A 17957-nucleotide genomic window follows, 5' to 3' on the forward strand; every position below is an offset into this window, starting at 1 on the left:
AGTGCTGCAGCACGATGCCCTTCGTGGGAGCATCACACATGGTTTAGATCGGTAGCCAGCCGGTGCCGCGTGATTGCGGCGCGATGACCAGACGCTGTTCCAGCTCCACGGAGACCGCCGCTATCGCCGAGCGGACCAGGTCTTCGCGGTTGTTATTGGCGCTGACGTGGGCGATCAATAGCTGACGAAGCGCGCGGTGCTCGAGACGGTCGAGCAGCTCCGCAGCCTGCTGATTGCTCAGGTGGCCGAAGGCGCCGCCGACACGCGCTTGCACACTCGGCGGATAGGGGCCAGCGCGCAGCAGCGCCGGGTCATGGTTGGCCTCGAGCATCAGCGCATCGCAGTCGCTCAGGCGCTCACGGATGTGTGGCGTGATGCTCCCCGCATCGGTGAGCACGCCGAGCCGACAGCCATCGCCATCGATCACGAACTGGCAGGGCTCGCGCGCATCGTGTGGGATCGGATAGGGGGCGATGCTGAGATCACCAATCCGCAAGGCACCGCCGTGGCCGAGAAATAACCGCAGATCGATCTCGGTGGCGATGCCGGCAGCGCGCCAGGTGCCCGGCGTGGACCAGACCGGAATGCCATAACGCCCGGCAAAAGCGGCGACGCCGCCAATGTGGTCGCCGTGCTCATGCGTGAGGAGAACTGCAGCGATCGACGCCGGCTCGACATCCAGCGATGCGAGCCGGTGAGTCAGCGCCTTCACCGAAAGCCCGCAGTCGATCAAGACCCTGGTCAAGCCAGACTCGACCAGGGTGGCATTGCCCCGACTGCCGCTGCCGAGCGCGGCAAATCGCATTCAGCTCAGCCGAGCTGTTCTTTCAACAACCGCAGAATCTGCTCCGCAGTAGCCGAGGTATCGCGCCCGCCGGCCTCATCGTGGACCGTCACGCGACTCTCCTGCGCATCGCCCTGGACTCGGATCTGATAGGTCTTGGCCTTATCGGGCCGATCGCCACCATCCCAGAATGCCATCTTGGAGAGCAGACCCTGCTTCTTCTCGCGCTTGTTCGGATCATCGTAGCGGACGAAGAAGACGCCCGCACTGCGATCCCGGTCTTCGACGGCGAACCCGCTCCGATCCAAGGCCAGCCCAACCTGCCGCCAGGCGCGGCGGAACTCCTCTTCGATGACCAGCTCGCTGCCGGCGCCGGCACTGACCAGCCGCGCCGTGCTCGATGCTCGGCTCCCCGCTGGCGACCCGGCAGCGGCGCGACCGCCACCCTGCGCCAGCATCCGCTGAGCATTGCTATCCGACACACCCAACGACAGCATCAGGCGCCGCAGCATCTCCGCCTCTTTGCCCGGATCGGTCGGCGCCGGCTCCCAAACCGTGGTCGAGCCCTCACCAACGGTGTTGCGCACTAGGCGCTCCTCCATGCCGCGATGGGTCAGATAGACCTCGGAGGTTCCCGAGCGCGGCCCGGCATCGATACGAACCCGGTATTGGTCACGGGTCGAGGTGGCATAAAGCCCGCCGGCGACCTTGCGCATCATGTTGGTGACGAAGTCCTTGCGGATCTCGGCGCGATTCTCGAGCCAGTCGGTCTTCATCACGCCCACGGCGGGGTCCTGCTCCTCGAGCAGGATGCCCTGTTGACGCCAAAAGGCGACGACCTGCGGCCAGACAACCTGCGGCGAGGCATCGACCTCGAGCCAGCGCTGATCCCCAGAGCGTTTCAGCGTCACGCCAGAGACCTCCGGCAAGACCTCGCCGCTTCCTGCAACGCGCCGGCGCGCCTCTTGACCGCCGGCATAGGTGGAGAAGGTCGCCGTTCCGCTCGCGCCGGGGATATCGAGCGCATCGTTGAAACTGGCGCCGGCGAGATCCGGTGGCAGGGCAAGATTTTCATCCGCCTCCCGCGCCTTCTTGTACTCGACCTGCCGATCAGGCAGGTATTTCTCCACATTCATCGAGCCACAACCGGTCAGCGTCAGCGGCAGCAGTGGCCAGGCAACCAGCAGGAGCAGCAGTGTCTTCATGTTAATGGTCAAATGCCTCGTGCCTTTGAGTGCGCCGATCACAAGACGCCGGCGTCGATCAGGGCCTGGCGCACCACCGCATGCTGCGATTCGGAGAGCCAAGTCAGCGGTAGACGAATCCCGGTGCCGATGAGACCCATCTCGTGTAGCGCCCATTTCACCGGTATCGGGTTGGATTCGACGAACAGGTTGCGATGTAGAGGGTCCAGGCGCGCATTCAACGCGAGCGCTTGGTCACGCTCGCCAGCAAGCGCCACCTGACACAGCTGCGCCATCAGGGCCGGCGCGACGTTGTTGGTGACCGAGATCACGCCATCCCCGCCCTGCAGCATCAGTTCGCAACCGGTGGCATCATCGCCGCTGTAGATCGCGAAGTCTGGGCCACAGCCTGCGCGCAGCTCGGCGACGCGGGTGAGATCGCCCGTGGCATCTTTGATGCCGATGATCCGCGGATGACTGGCGAGCTCGCAGGCCGTCGCTGGTAAGAGATCGCAGGCGGTTCGCCCAGGCACGTTGTAGAGGATCTGCGGAATATCGACGGCATCGGCGATGCATCGGTAGTGCGCGATCAGGCCAGCTTGAGTCGGCTTGTTGTAATAGGGGGTAACCAGCAGTGCCGCATCCGCGCCGGTATCCGCCGCACATTGCGTCAGCCGAATGGCCTCGGTGGTCGAGTTGGCGCCGGTTCCCGCGATCACCGGAATGCGCCCGGCGGCGGCCGCGACGGTGCGTGAAAGCACCTCACAGTGCTCGGCCTCGTCGAGCGTGGCGGACTCGCCGGTGGTTCCAACGGCGACGATGGCAGCCGTTCCAGACTGCACATGCAGATCAACGAGTCGCTTCAGCGCCTCGCCGTCTACTTCGCCTTCCACGCTCATCGGCGTGACGAGCGCGACGATGCTGCCTCGTATCATTCCGTCTAGACTCCGGGCAAAAAATCAGAGAGCGATGGTATCTTGGCGCGTTAAGGCTTTACAAGCACGCACGCAGCGCCCATTGCGGCACTTGGCTCGAGATCACCGCTTGCTGCTACACTTTAGCCCTCCTTGCCGCGAGCGCTCAGGAAACATCAGCGAAATGGCTACGCACAAGACTTACCTCGTCATCTCCGCGGTCGGTGCCGACCATCCCGGCCTGGTCAACGATCTCTCGCGCAGTATCCTCGAGCATGGCTGCAATATCGAAGACAGCCGCATGACGGTACTGGGCGGCGAGTTCGCAGCGATCCTGCTGGTCGAAGGGAAGTGGAACACCCTCGCTAAGGTCGAGAACGCACTGCCTGAGCTGCAGCGCTCGCTCGACCTAACCATCGTCTGCAAGCGCACCGGCGCCCGTGCGCAAGGCGAGGGTAAGCTCCCCTATGCGGTCGATGTGATCGCCATGGACCATCCCGGCATCGTCAATAACCTCGCCGGCTTCTTCGCCGAGCGGCGGATCAATATCGAGGATATGGCGACCACGACCTATGCGGCCGCACACACCGGAACGCCGATGTTTGCGGTGCACATGACGGTCGGCATCCCGTCAGACACACACATCGCGACACTACGCGAAGAATTCATGGATTACTGCGACGGGCTCAACCTGGATGCCGTGCTGGAGCCGCAAAAGGCCTAGCACCGAGCTTCCAATTCAGCAGCGAGACCTGATATCCACAGAGGCTTCGGCTATCTGCGCTCTGACGCTCGTTATGCGTGCCATTAGGCTCGTTATGCGTCGAGTTCCGCGCCATGCAGCAGCTGCTGCGTGGCAACCAGGGCAGGGCCAAGCCGAGCTGCATGTCGACTCCACGCCACATTCGAGGTGATGCTTATGTCCGTTGCGATCAACGAGCCCGTCCCTGACATCGAACTGCCGGCCACCGGCGACAAGGCGCTGAAGCTCAGTGATTTTCGCGGCCAGCGCCTGGTGCTGTTCTTCTACCCGAAGGCCAGCACCTCCGGCTGCACCCAGGAAGGCCTCGACTTCACCGCCGCCGCGGCCGATTTCGCCGCCGCCAACACCGCCATCCTCGGTGCCTCACGCGACGGCATCAAGGCCCAGGAGAACTTCAAGACCAAGCAAAGCTTCACCTTCGATCTGCTGTCGGACAAGGACGAGGTCCTGTGCAAGGCCTTCGATGTCATCAAGCTGAAGAAGATGTATGGCAAGGAATCGCTCGGCATCGAGCGCAGCACCTTCCTGATCGACGAGCAAGGGACGCTGATCCAGGAATGGCGTGGGGTCAAGGTCCCAGGCCATGTCGATGAGGTGCTTGCTGCCGTCCGTGCGCTCGGCTAGCTTACACGGCGCATCGCCACCCCGATGGATGAAGCGCTTGTTTCACGGACAGGGACATGGCGCATCGCCAGCCTGGACGATGCCCCTTGCCCGGCACGATGCATGCCCGCCCATTGCACGATGAAGCGCTTGTTTCCCGATAACGCGCAGCATCTGGTTGCACCAGAACTGAGGTATCGATGATCCAGCGCGACAGTGACCACTGCCTGTTTGTGCTCGACACCAACGTGTTGATGCATGACCCAACCGCCCTGTTTCGCTTCAAAGAGCACGACATCTACCTACCGATGATCGTGCTCGAGGAGCTAGACGCCGGCAAAAAGGGACTCTCGGAGGTCGCGCGCAACGTGCGCCAAGTCAGCCGGTTCCTCGACCAGCTGATGTGCGACGCAGATCGGGACGAGATCGAGGCCGGCCTGCCGATCCACCCGCTGAGCGAGTACGGACGCGGCTTCACAGAGGCGCCAACGGGCCGACTGATCTTCCAGACCGAGCTGCTCGGATCTGATGTCACCAGCGCGCTGCCCGGCACCTCAGCGGACAATGACATCCTCGGAACCGCGTTAGGGCTACAACGACGCGAACAGCCTGGCGGGCGGTCGGTCGTCATTGTCTCCAAAGACATCAACCTGCGCATCAAGGCCGCGGTGCTGGGTATCCCAGCCGAGGACTACTCGAACGATCAGGTCCTGGATGACGCTGACCTACTCTATACCGGCATGGCGACCTTGCCGGAGGACTTCTGGGAGCACAATGCCAAGGAGGTCGATGCCTGGAAGGAAGAAGGCCGGACCTTCTACCGCATCAGTGGTCCAGATGTCTCGGACTGGTACGTCAATGAGTGTCTGAGCCTCGAGGGCGACGACAGCTTCGAGGCGGTGGTGCGGGAAAAGCGCAGTCCGAGCGAAGCGATCATCGAGCTCACCGAAGACTATCGGGTCCATCGCAACAACGTCTGGGGCATTACTGCGCGCAACCGAGAACAGAACTATGCGCTCAACATGCTCATGGACCCTGATCTCGACTTCGTCACCCTGCTGGGCACCGCCGGTACCGGCAAGACCCTGCTCGCCCTCGCCGCTGGGTTGGCCCAGGTGCTCGACCGCGCGCACTACCGCGAGATCATCATGACCCGGGTAACGGTCCCGGTTGGCGAGGACATCGGCTTCTTGCCCGGCACCGAAGAAGAGAAGATGACGCCCTGGATGGGTGCCCTGATGGACAATCTCGAGGTGCTCACGCAAACCGAGGGCGGCGACTGGGGCCGCGCCGCCACCAATGATCTGGTGCGCAACCGCATTCGCATCTCGTCCCTGAACTACATGCGCGGGCGGACCTTTCTGCACAAGTACATCATCCTCGATGAGGCGCAGAACCTGACCGCCAAACAGATGAAGACCCTGATCACCCGCGCCGGCCCCGGCACCAAGATCGTCTGCCTGGGCAATATCGCGCAGATCGACACCCCCTATCTGACCGAGACCACCTCGGGCTTAACCTATGTTGTGGATCGCTTCAAGGATTGGGAGCACAGCGGCCACATCACCCTGCTGCGAGGCGAGCGCTCCAGGCTCGCGGACTTCGCCTCGGGCGCCCTATAAACACTGCTTCCGACGACCGTTTAGGTTTGATGAGAGGAATAACAATGATCAATCAAAAACTGCGCAACACACTGCTGGGCTTGAGCCTGCTGGGTATCAGCCTGCTAATCGCGGCAAGCGCCGCCATGGCCGCTGACGACAAGCTCGACGTGGTCTATCACGTCAGCGAGGAAGACAAGGTCGGCTTCGTGCTGAACAACATCCAGAACCACATCGAGGGCATCGGCGGACCCGAGAAGATCAACATCGTGCTGGTCTCGCACGGACCTGCCGTGAAGCGGTTCCATGACATCGAGGCCGTGAACAAGGTGCGAGAGAACGTCGCCAAACTGCAGGAGCAAGGCGTCACCTTCGAGGCCTGCGCCAATACCCTGACCGCCCTCGGCTTCGAGCGCGACGAACTGCTCACCGGCTTCGTTATCGCAGAGAAGGGTGGCGTCACCCGGATCGCCGAACTGCAGTCGGAAGGCTACGTCTACCTTCGTCCTTAGGCGCCTGCGCCCTTAAGTGCGCCCTTACGTGCTTGAAGGCCGATCATCTGATCGGCAGCGCTCCCCGGCGGCCCCGGCCGCCACCTCTCCCTTAACCCTGACCGCCTTCTGATTTGGGCGACCGCCAAGCGAGCTGGCTCATGATGCACCCCGCCTCCGAGATCAAGCTCGGCCCGATCACCCTGGCCCCCGGCGTCGAGCGCCGGCACGCTGGGAGCTTCTTGGTCGCCGCCTTCCTCACCATTGGCATGATGACCTTCGTCACCATTGGCCAGACCTATGTGCTCAATGAGCACCTCGGGGTACCAGAATCCGAGCAGGGCGCCATCAGCGGCGATCTGGTGTTTTGGACCGAGATCGTGACCCTACTGTTCTTCCTGCCCGCGGGGGTGCTGATCGATCGCATCAGCCGACGCTCGATCTATGCGGTTGGCTTTTTGTTCCTCGCGTTGACCTATGTGCTCTATCCGTTGGCGGAGACCGTCGACGCGCTCTACTACTACCGCATCCTCTATGGTCTTGGAGTAGTCGCAGTTGCTGGGGCGCTCTCGACGGTGCTGGTGGATTATCCGGCCGAGCAATCCCGCGGCAAGCTGGTGGCGATGATTGGCGTGCTCAGCGGACTCGGGATCGTGTTCACCAACCAGGGCTTTGGCGCCTTACCCGAACAACTGGTTGCCGCTGGTTTCGACGGCGAGAGCGCCGGCCGCATCACCCACTTCGCGGTCGCGGGGGTCTGTGTGCTCGCGGCTGTTGTGGTCCAATTCGGGCTCAAGGGCGGGGTTCCGGTCGCGCGCGAGCAGCGTCCGAGCGTGCGACAGTTGTTCGTCAGCGGTTTCTCCGAGGCCCGCAATCCACGCGTTGCGCTGGCTTACTCCGCCGCTTTCATCGCCCGCGGTGACCAATCCGTCAATGCCACCTTCTTGATCCTTTGGGGCACGCTGGCCGGTAAGGCCGCTGGCATGAGCTCCGCAGAAGCGGTCATGAACGGCACGCTGATCTTCGTCATCGCCCAGATCTCGGCGCTGCTCTGGGCACCAATACTCGGCCCGATCCTCGATCGACTCGACCGCGCAACCGGGCTCGCGATCTGCATGGTCCTCGCTGCAATTGGAAACCTGTCGCTCCTGCTCCTGGATGATCCGCTCGCCAACGACGGCATCATCTTCTTCATTCTGCTCGGCATCGGACAGATCAGTGTGTTCCTCGCTGGGCAATCGCTGATCGGCCAGGAGGCGCCGGTCACCAAGCGCGGCTCCGTCTTGGGCGCCTTCAATATCTCAGGCGCCTTTGGCATCCTGTTGATCACCTTAGCCGGCGGGCGCCTCTTCGACGCCGTCGATCCCCGTGCACCCTTCGTCGTCGTCGGCGCGATCAACATCCTCTTATTCCTGGCCAGTCTGGCTGTGCGGCTGCACAAGCCACGTCCTCCAGTCGCAAAACATGCGGCAGCCGAGGCCCGAAGCGGCCGCTAACCGACAGGCGAGCGGTGTGAATCGACACTCAGCTCGGCTGGGGGCGTTATGATGAGCCCGGCCCAACCGAGCAGCCACTCATCCAACCTGCTTCGGATTCCCGATACGCAGACCAATCGATGCCGAATGTCCAGCCAAAGCAATTCGACCTGACTTGCGCGCCACGCCGAAGTCTCGGGCTTGGCGTGATCATCGTCTTCTTGTTCGCATTCGCTAGCATCTTGGTGGATGTCTGGCTGATTGGACATGTGCAAGACCAGGTCCACATGCACGCCAACAATCACTACGCTCTCACAGAATTCGCGGAGCAGGGACTGCCACAGGCGAACGCCTGGGTGCTCGCGGCCAAGGCCAGCGCCCTGCTCCTTGCAGTCTTGATTGCGCTCGCCTTTGCACGCTCATGTCTTCAGAAGATCGGCCAACTTGCCGCGAGCCGCGAGCGCAACCGCGCCATCGTCGACAATATGGTCGACGGCGCCATCCACATCGACGGTAATGGTCGACTTGTCGCGCTCAATGCTGCCGCTGAGCGGATCTTCGGCCAGCCCAGCAAAGAGGCCCGAGGCCAATCCTTATCGATCCTGCTTGCACCAGAGTATCGCCAGCAGATCGAAACCAAGATCCGCCTGGCCGCGGCTCGCGTCGGCTCCGAGCCGCCGCTGAATGCTGCGCTCGAGGTCCATGGCCTGCGCCGCAATGGCACAAGCTTCCCACTCTACCTCGCGATCAGCGAGGTAGTCATGGGCAATTATCCGGTGTTTACCGCCATCGCGCGTGACCTGACCGAGACCAAGCGCCAGATGCAGGAGCTTGCTGAGACACGCGACAAGGCCATGGCCGCAGATCGCGCCAAGAGCCAGTTCCTCGCCGTCATGAGCCACGAGATCCGCACGCCGATGAACGGTGTCATGGGCATGCTTGACCTGTTGCGCGATGGCAACCTGAGCGAGCAGCAGCTCGCGTTTATCGACACGGCAGAGAAATCCAGCAACGTCCTGCTCGGCATCATCAACGACATCCTCGACCTCTCCAAGATCGAGTCTGGCAAGCTCGATCTGCAAGAGCTCGACTTCAACCTCGGCGCCACCATCGAAGAGGTCGCTGCGTTGGTCGCATCCAGTGCGCGCGAGAAGGACCTGGAGATCGTGACCTTCGTCGAGAGCGATGTCCCGCCACGCGTGCGTGGCGATCCGTACCGGCTGCGCCAAGTGCTGAACAACCTCATGGGCAATGCCGTCAAATTCACCAATGAGGGCGAGGTGGTGGTCGAGGCACGCCTGACAGAAGCCAACAACGATTGGATCGAAATCAAGGTCCAGATCCGCGACAGCGGAATCGGCATCGAGCCAGAGATTGCCAAGACCCTGTTCCAACCGTTCACGCAGGCCGACGCCTCAACCACCCGACGCTTCGGCGGCACCGGGCTTGGTCTGGTCATCTCCAAGCGACTGATCGAAATGATGGGTGGCGAGATCGGATTCGACAGCCGCCTCGGCGAGGGCTCGACCTTCTGGTTCAGGGTGCGACTGGCCCAGGCGCAGACCAGCACAGAGGATATTGACGCTGACTTGGTCGGTATTCGGGTCTTGATCGTCGATGACAATCGAACTAATCGGATGATCCTTGAGAAGTACCTGGTTCGATGGGGTGCTGAGGCGACCACCACCGACGGTGCGTCGACCGCCCTGAAGGCCTTGCATCAGGCAGTCGAGCAAGGCAAGCCGTTCCGACTCGCGATCCTTGACATGCAAATGCCCGATATCGACGGCATCGAGCTGGCGCAACTGATCAAGGGCGACGTCGCGATTGCCAACACCCCATTGCTGATGCTGAGCTCAATGGGCTATCCCGGTGAAGACGCCCGGCGCGCCGGCATCGTCATCAGCCTGCTCAAGCCGGTTCGCCAAGCGCTGTTGCATGAGGCGGTCGTCAAGGGGCTTGGGGCTTAGCAACAGGCGCCTCGCTCAGTGGCTGCCGCACAACCGCCAGCAGCAACCGTCCACGGAGTAGCCGAGCATCTGGTCTTTTCGCCCGCCTTGCGCATCGCCCCGCTACGTTCTCGACGACGCGATTCGAAGACAAACGATCCAGCGCACTTCGATTCCAGAACTTCGATTCCAGAACTTCGATTCCAGATGTTCCGGTCATCGCCGGCCAGGCCGCCAAAGCAGCGGCCGAAAACATCGGCGAAAACAAAAAAGGCCTCGATATTCATCGAGGCCTTTTATTGCTTTGGGGTGGACGATGGGGATCGAACCCACGACCGCAGGAGCCACAATCCTGTGCTCTACCAACTGAGCTACGTCCACCATTGAAACCAGATCCGCCGATGCACGGTGCTCGGCGGATGACGACAGTCAAGCTCTATCATTCCAGAGCCTGTGTCAAGGGGCGTTTGGCGCGCCCGGCAGGACTCGAACCTGCGACCAACGGCTTAGAAGGCCGTTGCTCTATCCAGCTGAGCTACGGGCGCTCGTGCATCGGTCGTCGCCGACTGGAGAAGCTCCAATCTTCGTCTGCTCTATAAGCATCAGCAGGCGCTCGAAGCGCCGAATATGGTCGGGGTAGAGGGATTCGAACCCCCGACATCCTGCTCCCAAAGCAGGCGCGCTACCAGACTGCGCTATACCCCGATATAAAATTCCATCGCAGCAGGGCTCATCGAACGGCCCCACCCTGCCACCCCACTTGGAGCGACTAAGCCGATATAGGGTACGCGGTTGGGGTGCTGGCGTCAATGCATCGGTCAACCTGCTTGCGCCAGACCAATGCAGGTGGGCCGCGACCGGGTTAGCATGACAGGCTAGCCTGAGTGGGAGCACAGCACAGATGAGCGCACAGAGTCTTGACGGCAAAGCGATCGCGGCCGAAGTCCGCACCGATGTGGCAGCGAGTGTCGCGGCGCGCTTGAAAGCGGGCCGAACGGCACCCGGTCTTGCTGTTGTCCTAGTCGGCGAGAATCCAGCCTCGCAGGTTTATGTACGCAACAAGCACAAGGCTTGCGCCGAGGTGGGGTTCCACTCCGAGCTGCACGAGCTACCCGCCAGCGTCTCGCAAGCGGGGCTGCTCGAGGTGGTCGATCGCCTGAATGCCGATCCGGCCATCCACGGCATTCTCGTGCAGCTTCCGCTACCGGCACAGATCGATCCCGAGGCCGTGATCGAGCGCATCCTGCCAACCAAGGATGTCGACGGATTCCATCCCTACAATGTCGGCCGATTGTCGCTGCGCATGCCGGTGCTGCGCCCGTGCACACCGAAGGGTGTGATGACGCTGCTCGAGCGCACCGGACAATCGCTTGAGGGCTTAGACGCTGTCATCATCGGCCAGTCGAATATTGTCGGTCGCCCGATGGCTCTGGAGCTGCTCGCAGCACGCTGCACCATCACGGTCTGCCATAGTCGGACCAAAGATCTGGCTGAGAAGGCAAGGAGTGCGGATATTCTAGTGGTCGCAATCGGCCGCGAGCGCTTCGTGCCGGGTGATTGGATCAAGCCTGGCGCCATCGTGATCGATGTCGGCATGAACCGGGATGCGTCCGGCAAGCTCTGCGGCGATGTCGACTTTGAAGCCGCACGACAGCACGCGAGCTGGATCACACCCGTGCCCGGCGGCGTTGGACCCATGACGATCGCTAGCCTGCTCGAGAATACCTTGCAGGCCGCTGACCTTGCCGACAACCGCTCAGTCTAGCGGGTCACGGGCAACGCCCAGATGCGGCATTGCCAGCGCAACAGCATGGCAGCTCGCCAGCATGACCGCACGCCAGCAAACGACAGCACGCAAGGCTCCTTAGAAAGCGTCCACTAACTGCTTCCCGATTTAAGCGCCACTGTCCGGCAAGAATCGGGAAGTAGAAAATGGACGGCTCCTTAGCCGCGGCGCCAGGTGGTGCCACCGGCACCATCCTCGAGCTGAATCCCCGTGGCCTGCAGCTGGTCGCGAAGACGATCAGCCTCCGCGAAGTTGCGTGCTCGCCGCGCCTCGGCACGCGCTGCAATCAAGGCCTCGATCTCAGCATCACTCGGACCCGATGTCCGCGCCGCCCCTTCGCCACGCAGATAGGCATCGGGATCTTGCTCGAGCAGGCCGAGCACGCCTGCAAGCTCGCGCAGCTCGGCGCCGAGCCCAGCCGCGACCGGCGGATCGGTGTCACGGAGGCGGTTGATCTCGCGCGCTAGATCGAACAGCACCGCGAGCGCCTCGGGGGTATTGAAATCATCGTCCATCGCCGCCGTAAAGCGCTCCCGCGCCTGCTCACCGCCAGCCGCATCTGCCGCTGCCGCTGGGAGCCCGCGCAGGGCCGTATACAGCCTGCTGAGCGCGGCGCGAGCGCCATCGAGCTGGCTGTCGTCGTAGTTGAGCGGGCTGCGGTAATGACTGCTGAGGATGAAGTAGCGCACCTCTTCAGGCTGATAGCGCTCGAGGATCTCGCGCACGGTGAAGAAGTTGCCCAGCGACTTCGACATCTTCTCGTCGTTGACGCGGACGAAACCGTTGTGAATCCAGACGTTGACGAAGGGCTCACCGGTCGCGCCCTCGGACTGCGCGATCTCGTTCTCGTGATGCGGGAACTGCAGATCAGCGCCGCCGCCGTGGATGTCGAAATGATTGCCTAAGCGGCAGGTCGACATGGCCGAGCACTCGATGTGCCAGCCCGGGCGCCCTTCGCCCCAAGGCGCGGCCCAAGCCGGCTCACCGGGCTTGGCCGCCTTCCAGAGCGCGAAGTCGAGCGGATCACGCTTGGCCTCGTCGACCTCAACCCGGGCGCCAGCCCGCAGATCTTTGGGGTCCTTGCCGGACAGACGACCATAACCGGGGAAGCTCGCGACGGCGTAGTAGACGTCGCCGTTGTCGGCCGCGTAAGCATGCCCGTTCTCGATCAGGCGCTGGATCATCGCCACGATCTCGTCGATATGGGCTGTCGCGCGCGGCTCATCAGCGGGCGGCAGGATGCCGAGTGCGGCCGCGTCCTCGTGCATGGCACCGATGAAACGTTCGGTCAGCTCGCCGAACGCCTCGCCGTTCTCGGCCGCACGCGCCAAGATCTTATCGTCGATGTCCGTGATGTTGCGGACATAGGTGACATCGAAGCCGCTGCGCATCAGCCAACGGTAGATCACATCGAACACCACCAGCACCCGCGCATGACCAAGATGGCAGTAGTCGTAGACGGTCATGCCACAGACGTACATCCGGACCTTACCGGGCTCGATCGGCTGGAACGGGGCCTTGCGGCGAGTCAGGCTATTGTGGATGTGCAACATATCAAGTGATGTCTATGCAGGACAGATGCGGGGCATATGCAGGGCAGATAAAGAATACTAACGTACCTAACGATCACAGCGCGGCGCCACCCCGGAAAATGAATCGCGTGAGATTCAGGTTAACGCGTCGCCAACCCGGCGGATGGAGCGCTGGTTTCACGATCACAAAGGGCACAGGCGGACCCAAACGGGCTGCTGATCACCATCCCGCGACTCAACGCGAGCGCCGTCGCAGACCTCAAACGGGCGCCGATGGGCGAACCGATGGGCGAATCTAGGGCTTAGTTTTGATAAGCTGAAGCGAGACACAACGGAGACACCCAATGATTAAGCTTCAGACCAACCACGGCGACATCCTGATCGAGCTCGATCACGACAACGCACCAGTCACTGCCGAGAATTTCGAGCAGTACGTTCGCGACGGCCACTACGACGGCACGCTGTTTCATCGCGTGATCGACGGTTTCATGATTCAGGGTGGCGGCATGGACGTCAACTTCACACCGAAGCCGACCCGGCCGCCGATCGAGAACGAGGCCAACAACGGCCTCAAGAACACGGCTGGCACGGTCGCGATGGCACGCACCAACGATCCACATTCCGCCTCGTCTCAATTCTTCATCAACGTCTCGGACAACAGCTTCCTTGACCATCCGGGACAAGATGGGTGGGGCTACTGCGTGTTCGGCCGGGTCGCCGAGGGCATGGATGTTGTCAACGCCATCAAGAACAGCAAGACGGGCGGTCGGCAAGGCCATCAAGACGTTCCGATCGACGATGTGATCATCGAGAAGGCCGAGATCACTGATTGAACGATTGTCCGTCAGACCGCCAGCTCCGTGCTGTTAGAGAACGCCGTTCGGCGGATGCAACACCGCCCGTGGGCGAGACGCTGTTCATCTCGGATCTGCATCTCTCGCCACAGCGGCCTGCGCTCATCCAGCTCTTCATCGATTTTCTCGAGCAGCGCGCGCCGGCGGCAACTCAGCTCTTCGTTCTCGGTGACCTGTTCGATGCCTGGATCGGGGACGACGACGACCCGCTGCCCGAGGTGCGAGCCGCACTCAAGCGGCTCACTGATCGGGGCACCCGCTGCTCGATCATGCATGGCAACCGCGACTTCCTGCTTGGGCGGCGATTCGCGTGGGCGACCGGCTGTCACCTCATTCGCGACCCTTGCCTGATCCAGCTCGACGACGAGCCAACCTTGCTCATGCACGGCGATCTGCTCTGCACCGACGACCTGGCCTACCAGCGCTTTCGACGGCGAGTGAGAAATCCGATCGTGCAGCGCCTCTTTCTCTGGTCGCCGCTGAGCAAACGACGACGCATCGCCGCCAGCTATCGACAGCGCAGCGGTGAGGCGATGGCGCAAAAGCCCGACGCGATCATGGATGTGAATAGCGCTGCAGTCAGCAGGCTGATGCGCCGCGCTGGGGTGCGCAGGCTGATCCATGGACATACCCATCGGCCGCAGGATCATGCCCTAGAGCTAGACGGTCTGCCGGCGCTGAGACAGGTGTTATGCGACTGGACGGACGACCGCGGCGAGCTTCTCGTGCATCAGGCCGGCACCTGGCGCCGTGAGCCCTGGACGGCTAATGGCGCTGGTTGCACGCGCTGACAAGAGACCCTCAACCGTTGGCGAAATCCAGCCCCAGCTTGTTGTAGTGGGTCCGAATGACGATCCAGCCAGTGTAGGCGACGATCAGGATCAGCAGCCCGAAAAGATCGAACAGAGAGAGATAGATCTTCAGATCGGACAGGAAGTAGCCACCGATGAGCAGCAATGACGCAAAGGCGCCGTAAAACAGAAACAAGGGCATAAACGACATGCCCATCGCGGTCCAGACCGGATCAACCTCACCCCGACCACCGTTCGCGTCCGCACGCTCGCGGGCACTGATCACCAACTTCCGATGCCGCGCACTGCGCCAGAAGTAGAAGGCGCCAAGCACCAGCGCCACAATGCCGATGTAATAGCTCAAAATTAACCTCCTCCAGTGGATACCCGCATCAGACCGCCGTCCTGGCCGAGTGACGCCATTCGTTGACGCTCGTCTAGGGTCGCAAACAGATCGAGAACCCAGATCAACTTCTCACCAACCGATTGCGGGCTATCTTGACCGACCTGACGCTGACTTGCATCTTGGCCGGAACGTAAAACCGCCACCCGCGATCTTGCCGGGCGATCCTTAGCTGCGGCGGCACTGACCAGGAATTGGTTCTCTGACAGCGCCGACTCGGCACAGCTTCGGCCCGGAAATGGCGTCGCAGCAATGGCGCGACTTAAGAGTGTCACCTTTCGACCTGGCGGCACAACCGCGCGCGTTGTCACGGAATCATAGCCGTTGCGCGCAACCTCACGACCGATCTCGGCATAGAGCAGACGGGCGGCATAGATGCCGGGCCGGCAAGGCACCGGCAGCTTGGCGATACCGGACTCGGCGCGCTGATAGATCGCTTCGGCCATGTCCAGGACACGCTTGACCACAGCGCCAACCGCATCGTTGAAGGTCGGATTGGCCAGCCAGGCCTCGATATCCAAGCCTTCTTCGCGCAGCCACGCCTTCGGTAGGTAGACGCGACCATTGCGGGCGTCTTCACCGACGTCGCGACAGATGTTGGTGAGCTGCATCGCGCTGCCGAGATCACAGGCGCGTGCCAGCACAGTCGGCGAGCGCACCCCCATGATTACGGTCATCATGGCGCCAACCGCGGCGGCAACTCGGGCCGAGTAGTCGAGCACGCCCTCGATGGTCTCGTAGCTGCGCCCCTCGGCATCCCAGGCAAACCCTTCGAGCAAGGCTTCCGGCAGCGCACGGGGCACGTCGAAGCGCTCGACCGTCGCCGCAAAGGCGCGATCGGGCGCCAACGGCAATGGCCGCCCCTGATAGACGCGCTCGAGCCGCTCGCGTAATTGCTCTAGGGCCGCACGTTGGTCGAGCTGTTCGTCGATCGCATCGTCGGCCACGCGGCAGAATGCATAGAGCGCCGCAGCCGGGTCGCGGATCATCTTAGGCAGGAAGAAGGAGGCGGCGAAGAATGACTTCGAGCCGGTACTCAACATCTGCCGACAAGCAGCGAGATCCGCTGCTTCTGAGGTTTGGGTTTCACGCAAAAACAGAGGCATCGGGGACCACCGTATCCAGTACACGTGCTGTCGAGATGACGCCAGGCACACCTGCTCCAGGGTGGGTGCCAGCGCCGACCATGTAGAGGTGCTCGACCTCTTCGCTCTTGTTGTGCGGTCTGAACCAAGCGCTCTGCAGCAGCACCGGCTCGAGACTAAACCCAGCACCCTTGACCGAGCAGAGACGCTGCTCGAAGTCGTTGGGCGTGGTGATCATCGACACCGCTAGCTCATCCTCAAGATTAGGCAGCAGGGTGTCGGAAAGGTAGGTCGAGATCGCGCGCCGATAGGGCTCTGCGCGCTCCGACCAGTCGACGTCGGCATCCAGGTGTGGCACCGGCGCGAGGACGTAAAAGGTATCGCAGCCCTCCGGCGCTAGCGACGGATCGGTCGCGGTCGGGCGATGCAGGTAGAGACTGAAGTCATCCGCGAGTACCTTGCGATTGAAGATATCTTGCAGCAGCCCCTTGTAGCGCGGCCCGAGCAGGATGCTGTGGTGCTTCACATCCTCATAGCGCCGTTTGGTACCGAAGTACCAGACGAAGAGGCCGTTCGAGTACTGCGCTTTGTCGAGCTTGCGATCGGTCCAATGCTTGCGCTCGATACCCGGCAACAAGTGCTTGTAGGTCCAGGCGACATCGGCGTTGGAGACCACCACGTCGGCCGCGATCTGCTCGCCATCCTTCAGCTTGACGCCGGTCGCCTTGCCGTTCATAACGGTGATCTCGGCAACCTCAGCCTTCAGGCGCAGTTCGCTGCCCTGGCCCTCGATGAGGCTCACCAGACCGTTGACGATGGCACCCGTGCCGCCCATGGCCGAGTGCACGCCCCAGTGCCGCTCGAGGAAGGAGATTAGTGAGTAGATCGAGGTGACCGTAAACGGATTGCCACCGATCAGCAACGGATGGAACGAGAGGGCCACCCGCAGGCGCTCGTCCTTCACATACTGCGAGACCATAGCGTAAACGCTCCGATAGCTGCGCAGTGCAACCATCTTCGGCACGATCTTCGCCATGTCCTGCCAATGGGTGAAGGGGACATGGCCAAGCTCGACGAAGCCGACCTTAAAGATCGCCTCGCTGGCCTCAATGAAGCGGTCATAGCCGGCGACATCGCCGGGCGCGAAGCGCTGCACCTGCGCGCGCATTGCATCGGCATCGCCGTTGGTGTCAAACACCGCGCCATCATCGAAACGAATGCGATAGAAGGGGTCCATCGGGCGTAAGTCGATGTCTTCCTTGAAGCTACGGCCACACATCTGCCAGAGTTCTTCGAGCAGGAAGGGCGCGGTGATGATGGTCGGACCGGCATCAAACTTGAAACCGTCGAGCTCGTGCACGTAGGCACGGCCGCCCGGAGCGTCCAATTTCTCAACAACGGTTACCCGGTAGCCGCGGGCGCCCAAACGAATCGCCGCGGCGAGTCCGCCAAAGCCGCTTCCGATGATCACGGCATGTGGCTTGCGCCCTGCTTGCAGCGCGCGAGCAGCAATCGTTCCTGCCTGGGGTGGGTCAGTAGTCAAAGTGTCAACTCAAGCTGATGTCAATCATGCCTGACAGTATAGCAGCCGATATTTTTCCTGCGCCAGCATCCTGTACTGCATTCGTTCATGTCTCTTGCCTTATGTCAAGCACCGCGCCGCAGGCTTGATCCCTAGACCATGGCCGTTATACCTTCCATCCACAATCAATAACGGCGTGGCGCATGAATGGTTCGCGCGG

General features: G+C 62.0%; 16 protein-coding genes and 3 tRNA genes. 9 read left to right on the forward strand and 10 right to left on the reverse strand.

The window, feature by feature from the left end:
- Nucleotides 1-43: 43 nt before the first annotated feature.
- The 3 genes from CKO42_RS04035 to dapA are packed head-to-tail and all read right to left on the reverse strand — an operon-like array spanning nucleotide 44 to nucleotide 2903.
- Nucleotides 44-805: an MBL fold metallo-hydrolase gene (locus CKO42_RS04035; protein WP_200239639.1), complete on the reverse strand. Its 762-nt coding sequence runs from the start codon at nucleotides 803-805 to the stop codon at nucleotides 44-46.
- A 5-nt stretch (nucleotides 806-810) separates the two neighbouring features.
- Entirely contained in the window at nucleotides 811-1989 is a 1179-nt protein-coding gene (gene bamC / locus CKO42_RS04040; protein ID WP_200239641.1) for an outer membrane protein assembly factor BamC, read from the reverse strand.
- A gap of 38 nt (nucleotides 1990-2027) precedes the next feature.
- Nucleotides 2028-2903, reverse strand: coding sequence for a 4-hydroxy-tetrahydrodipicolinate synthase (dapA, locus tag CKO42_RS04045; protein ID WP_200239643.1), 876 nt, complete (start codon nucleotides 2901-2903; stop codon nucleotides 2028-2030).
- Between the two features lie 163 nt (nucleotides 2904-3066).
- Here dapA and CKO42_RS04050 point away from each other — a divergent pair, with 163 nt between their 5' ends.
- From CKO42_RS04050 to CKO42_RS04075, 6 genes are all read left to right on the forward strand, one after another.
- Nucleotides 3067-3606 carry a glycine cleavage system transcriptional repressor gene (locus CKO42_RS04050; RefSeq protein ID WP_200239645.1) on the forward strand — a complete coding sequence of 180 codons (540 nt, stop codon included), beginning with the start codon at nucleotides 3067-3069 and terminating at the stop codon, nucleotides 3604-3606.
- Between the two features lie 195 nt (nucleotides 3607-3801).
- The gene (locus tag CKO42_RS04055) at nucleotides 3802-4269 is read left to right on the forward strand and encodes a peroxiredoxin (RefSeq protein WP_200239647.1); all 468 of its coding nucleotides are present in this window, start codon (nucleotides 3802-3804) and stop codon (nucleotides 4267-4269) included.
- A gap of 179 nt (nucleotides 4270-4448) precedes the next feature.
- The gene (locus CKO42_RS04060; RefSeq protein ID WP_200239649.1) at nucleotides 4449-5870 is read left to right on the forward strand and encodes a PhoH family protein; all 1422 of its coding nucleotides are present in this window, start codon (nucleotides 4449-4451) and stop codon (nucleotides 5868-5870) included.
- 44 nt (nucleotides 5871-5914) lie between these two features.
- Nucleotides 5915-6361: a DsrE family protein gene (locus CKO42_RS04065; protein WP_200239651.1), complete on the forward strand. Its 447-nt coding sequence runs from the start codon at nucleotides 5915-5917 to the stop codon at nucleotides 6359-6361.
- Between the two features lie 140 nt (nucleotides 6362-6501).
- A complete protein-coding gene (locus tag CKO42_RS04070) occupies nucleotides 6502-7836 on the forward strand; it encodes an MFS transporter (protein WP_200239653.1) in 1335 nt (444 codons plus the stop codon).
- Nucleotides 7837-7955: 119 nt separating this feature from the next.
- Nucleotides 7956-9785, forward strand: coding sequence for an ATP-binding protein (locus CKO42_RS04075; protein ID WP_200239656.1), 1830 nt, complete (start codon nucleotides 7956-7958; stop codon nucleotides 9783-9785).
- Nucleotides 9786-10069: 284 nt separating this feature from the next.
- On the opposite strand, the gene CKO42_RS04080 is transcribed toward CKO42_RS04075, so the two are convergent.
- The 3 genes from CKO42_RS04080 to CKO42_RS04090 all read right to left on the reverse strand — a co-directional run bounded on the left by CKO42_RS04080 (nucleotide 10070) and on the right by CKO42_RS04090 (nucleotide 10469).
- Nucleotides 10070-10145: transfer RNA gene (locus CKO42_RS04080), tRNA-His, on the reverse strand.
- An 87-nt stretch (nucleotides 10146-10232) separates the two neighbouring features.
- Nucleotides 10233-10309, reverse strand: a tRNA-Arg gene (locus tag CKO42_RS04085).
- 83 nt (nucleotides 10310-10392) lie between these two features.
- Nucleotides 10393-10469: transfer RNA gene (locus tag CKO42_RS04090), tRNA-Pro, on the reverse strand.
- Between the two features lie 196 nt (nucleotides 10470-10665).
- On the opposite strand from CKO42_RS04090, the gene folD reads away from it, so the two are divergent.
- Nucleotides 10666-11529: a bifunctional methylenetetrahydrofolate dehydrogenase/methenyltetrahydrofolate cyclohydrolase FolD gene (gene folD, locus CKO42_RS04095; RefSeq protein ID WP_200239658.1), complete on the forward strand. Its 864-nt coding sequence runs from the start codon at nucleotides 10666-10668 to the stop codon at nucleotides 11527-11529.
- Between the two features lie 179 nt (nucleotides 11530-11708).
- Here folD and cysS read toward each other — a convergent pair whose 3' ends face one another.
- The gene (gene cysS / locus CKO42_RS04100; protein WP_200239660.1) at nucleotides 11709-13103 is read right to left on the reverse strand and encodes a cysteine--tRNA ligase; all 1395 of its coding nucleotides are present in this window, start codon (nucleotides 13101-13103) and stop codon (nucleotides 11709-11711) included.
- Between the two features lie 323 nt (nucleotides 13104-13426).
- Here cysS and CKO42_RS04105 point away from each other — a divergent pair, with 323 nt between their 5' ends.
- Both CKO42_RS04105 and CKO42_RS04110 read left to right on the forward strand, forming a co-directional pair.
- Nucleotides 13427-13915 (forward strand): peptidylprolyl isomerase, encoded by a 489-nt coding sequence (locus CKO42_RS04105; RefSeq protein ID WP_200239662.1) that lies wholly within the window; start codon nucleotides 13427-13429, stop codon nucleotides 13913-13915.
- Between the two features lie 68 nt (nucleotides 13916-13983).
- Nucleotides 13984-14727: a UDP-2,3-diacylglucosamine diphosphatase gene (locus CKO42_RS04110; protein WP_200239911.1), complete on the forward strand. Its 744-nt coding sequence runs from the start codon at nucleotides 13984-13986 to the stop codon at nucleotides 14725-14727.
- A 10-nt stretch (nucleotides 14728-14737) separates the two neighbouring features.
- On the opposite strand, the gene CKO42_RS04115 is transcribed toward CKO42_RS04110, so the two are convergent.
- The 3 genes from CKO42_RS04115 to CKO42_RS04125 are packed head-to-tail and all read right to left on the reverse strand — an operon-like array spanning nucleotide 14738 to nucleotide 17758.
- On the reverse strand, nucleotides 14738-15091 hold the full coding sequence (locus tag CKO42_RS04115; protein WP_200239664.1) for a hypothetical protein: 354 nt from the start codon (nucleotides 15089-15091) through the stop codon (nucleotides 14738-14740).
- A 2-nt stretch (nucleotides 15092-15093) separates the two neighbouring features.
- Entirely contained in the window at nucleotides 15094-16236 is a 1143-nt protein-coding gene (locus tag CKO42_RS04120) for a phytoene/squalene synthase family protein (protein ID WP_200239666.1), read from the reverse strand.
- Nucleotides 16217-17758, reverse strand: a complete 1542-nt coding sequence (locus CKO42_RS04125) for a phytoene desaturase (RefSeq protein WP_242479106.1) — start codon at nucleotides 17756-17758, stop codon at nucleotides 16217-16219. The genes CKO42_RS04120 and CKO42_RS04125 overlap by 20 nt, the downstream gene beginning before the upstream one ends.
- Nucleotides 17759-17957 lie beyond the last annotated feature (199 nt).

Origin of the sequence: Lamprobacter modestohalophilus (genome assembly GCF_016583905.1) — a bacterium.
GTDB lineage: Bacteria > Pseudomonadota > Gammaproteobacteria > Chromatiales > Chromatiaceae > Lamprobacter > Lamprobacter modestohalophilus.

Coding starts and splice junctions, on each gene's coding strand:
- CKO42_RS04050 (WP_200239645.1), top strand. CDS start 3,067: ATGGCTACGCACAAGACTTACCTCGTCATCTCCGCGGTCGGTGCCGAC.
- CKO42_RS04065 (WP_200239651.1), top strand. CDS start 5,915: ATGATCAATCAAAAACTGCGCAACACACTGCTGGGCTTGAGCCTGCTG.
- CKO42_RS04035 (WP_200239639.1), bottom strand. CDS start 805: ATGCGATTTGCCGCGCTCGGCAGCGGCAGTCGGGGCAATGCCACCCTG.
- CKO42_RS04105 (WP_200239662.1), top strand. CDS start 13,427: ATGATTAAGCTTCAGACCAACCACGGCGACATCCTGATCGAGCTCGAT.
- CKO42_RS04060 (WP_200239649.1), top strand. CDS start 4,449: ATGATCCAGCGCGACAGTGACCACTGCCTGTTTGTGCTCGACACCAAC.
- bamC (WP_200239641.1), bottom strand. CDS start 1,989: ATGAAGACACTGCTGCTCCTGCTGGTTGCCTGGCCACTGCTGCCGCTG.
- CKO42_RS04075 (WP_200239656.1), top strand. CDS start 7,956: ATGCCGAATGTCCAGCCAAAGCAATTCGACCTGACTTGCGCGCCACGC.
- folD (WP_200239658.1), top strand. CDS start 10,666: ATGAGCGCACAGAGTCTTGACGGCAAAGCGATCGCGGCCGAAGTCCGC.
- CKO42_RS04070 (WP_200239653.1), top strand. CDS start 6,502: ATGATGCACCCCGCCTCCGAGATCAAGCTCGGCCCGATCACCCTGGCC.
- dapA (WP_200239643.1), bottom strand. CDS start 2,903: ATGATACGAGGCAGCATCGTCGCGCTCGTCACGCCGATGAGCGTGGAA.
- cysS (WP_200239660.1), bottom strand. CDS start 13,103: ATGTTGCACATCCACAATAGCCTGACTCGCCGCAAGGCCCCGTTCCAG.
- CKO42_RS04055 (WP_200239647.1), top strand. CDS start 3,802: ATGTCCGTTGCGATCAACGAGCCCGTCCCTGACATCGAACTGCCGGCC.
- CKO42_RS04120 (WP_200239666.1), bottom strand. CDS start 16,236: ATGCCTCTGTTTTTGCGTGAAACCCAAACCTCAGAAGCAGCGGATCTC.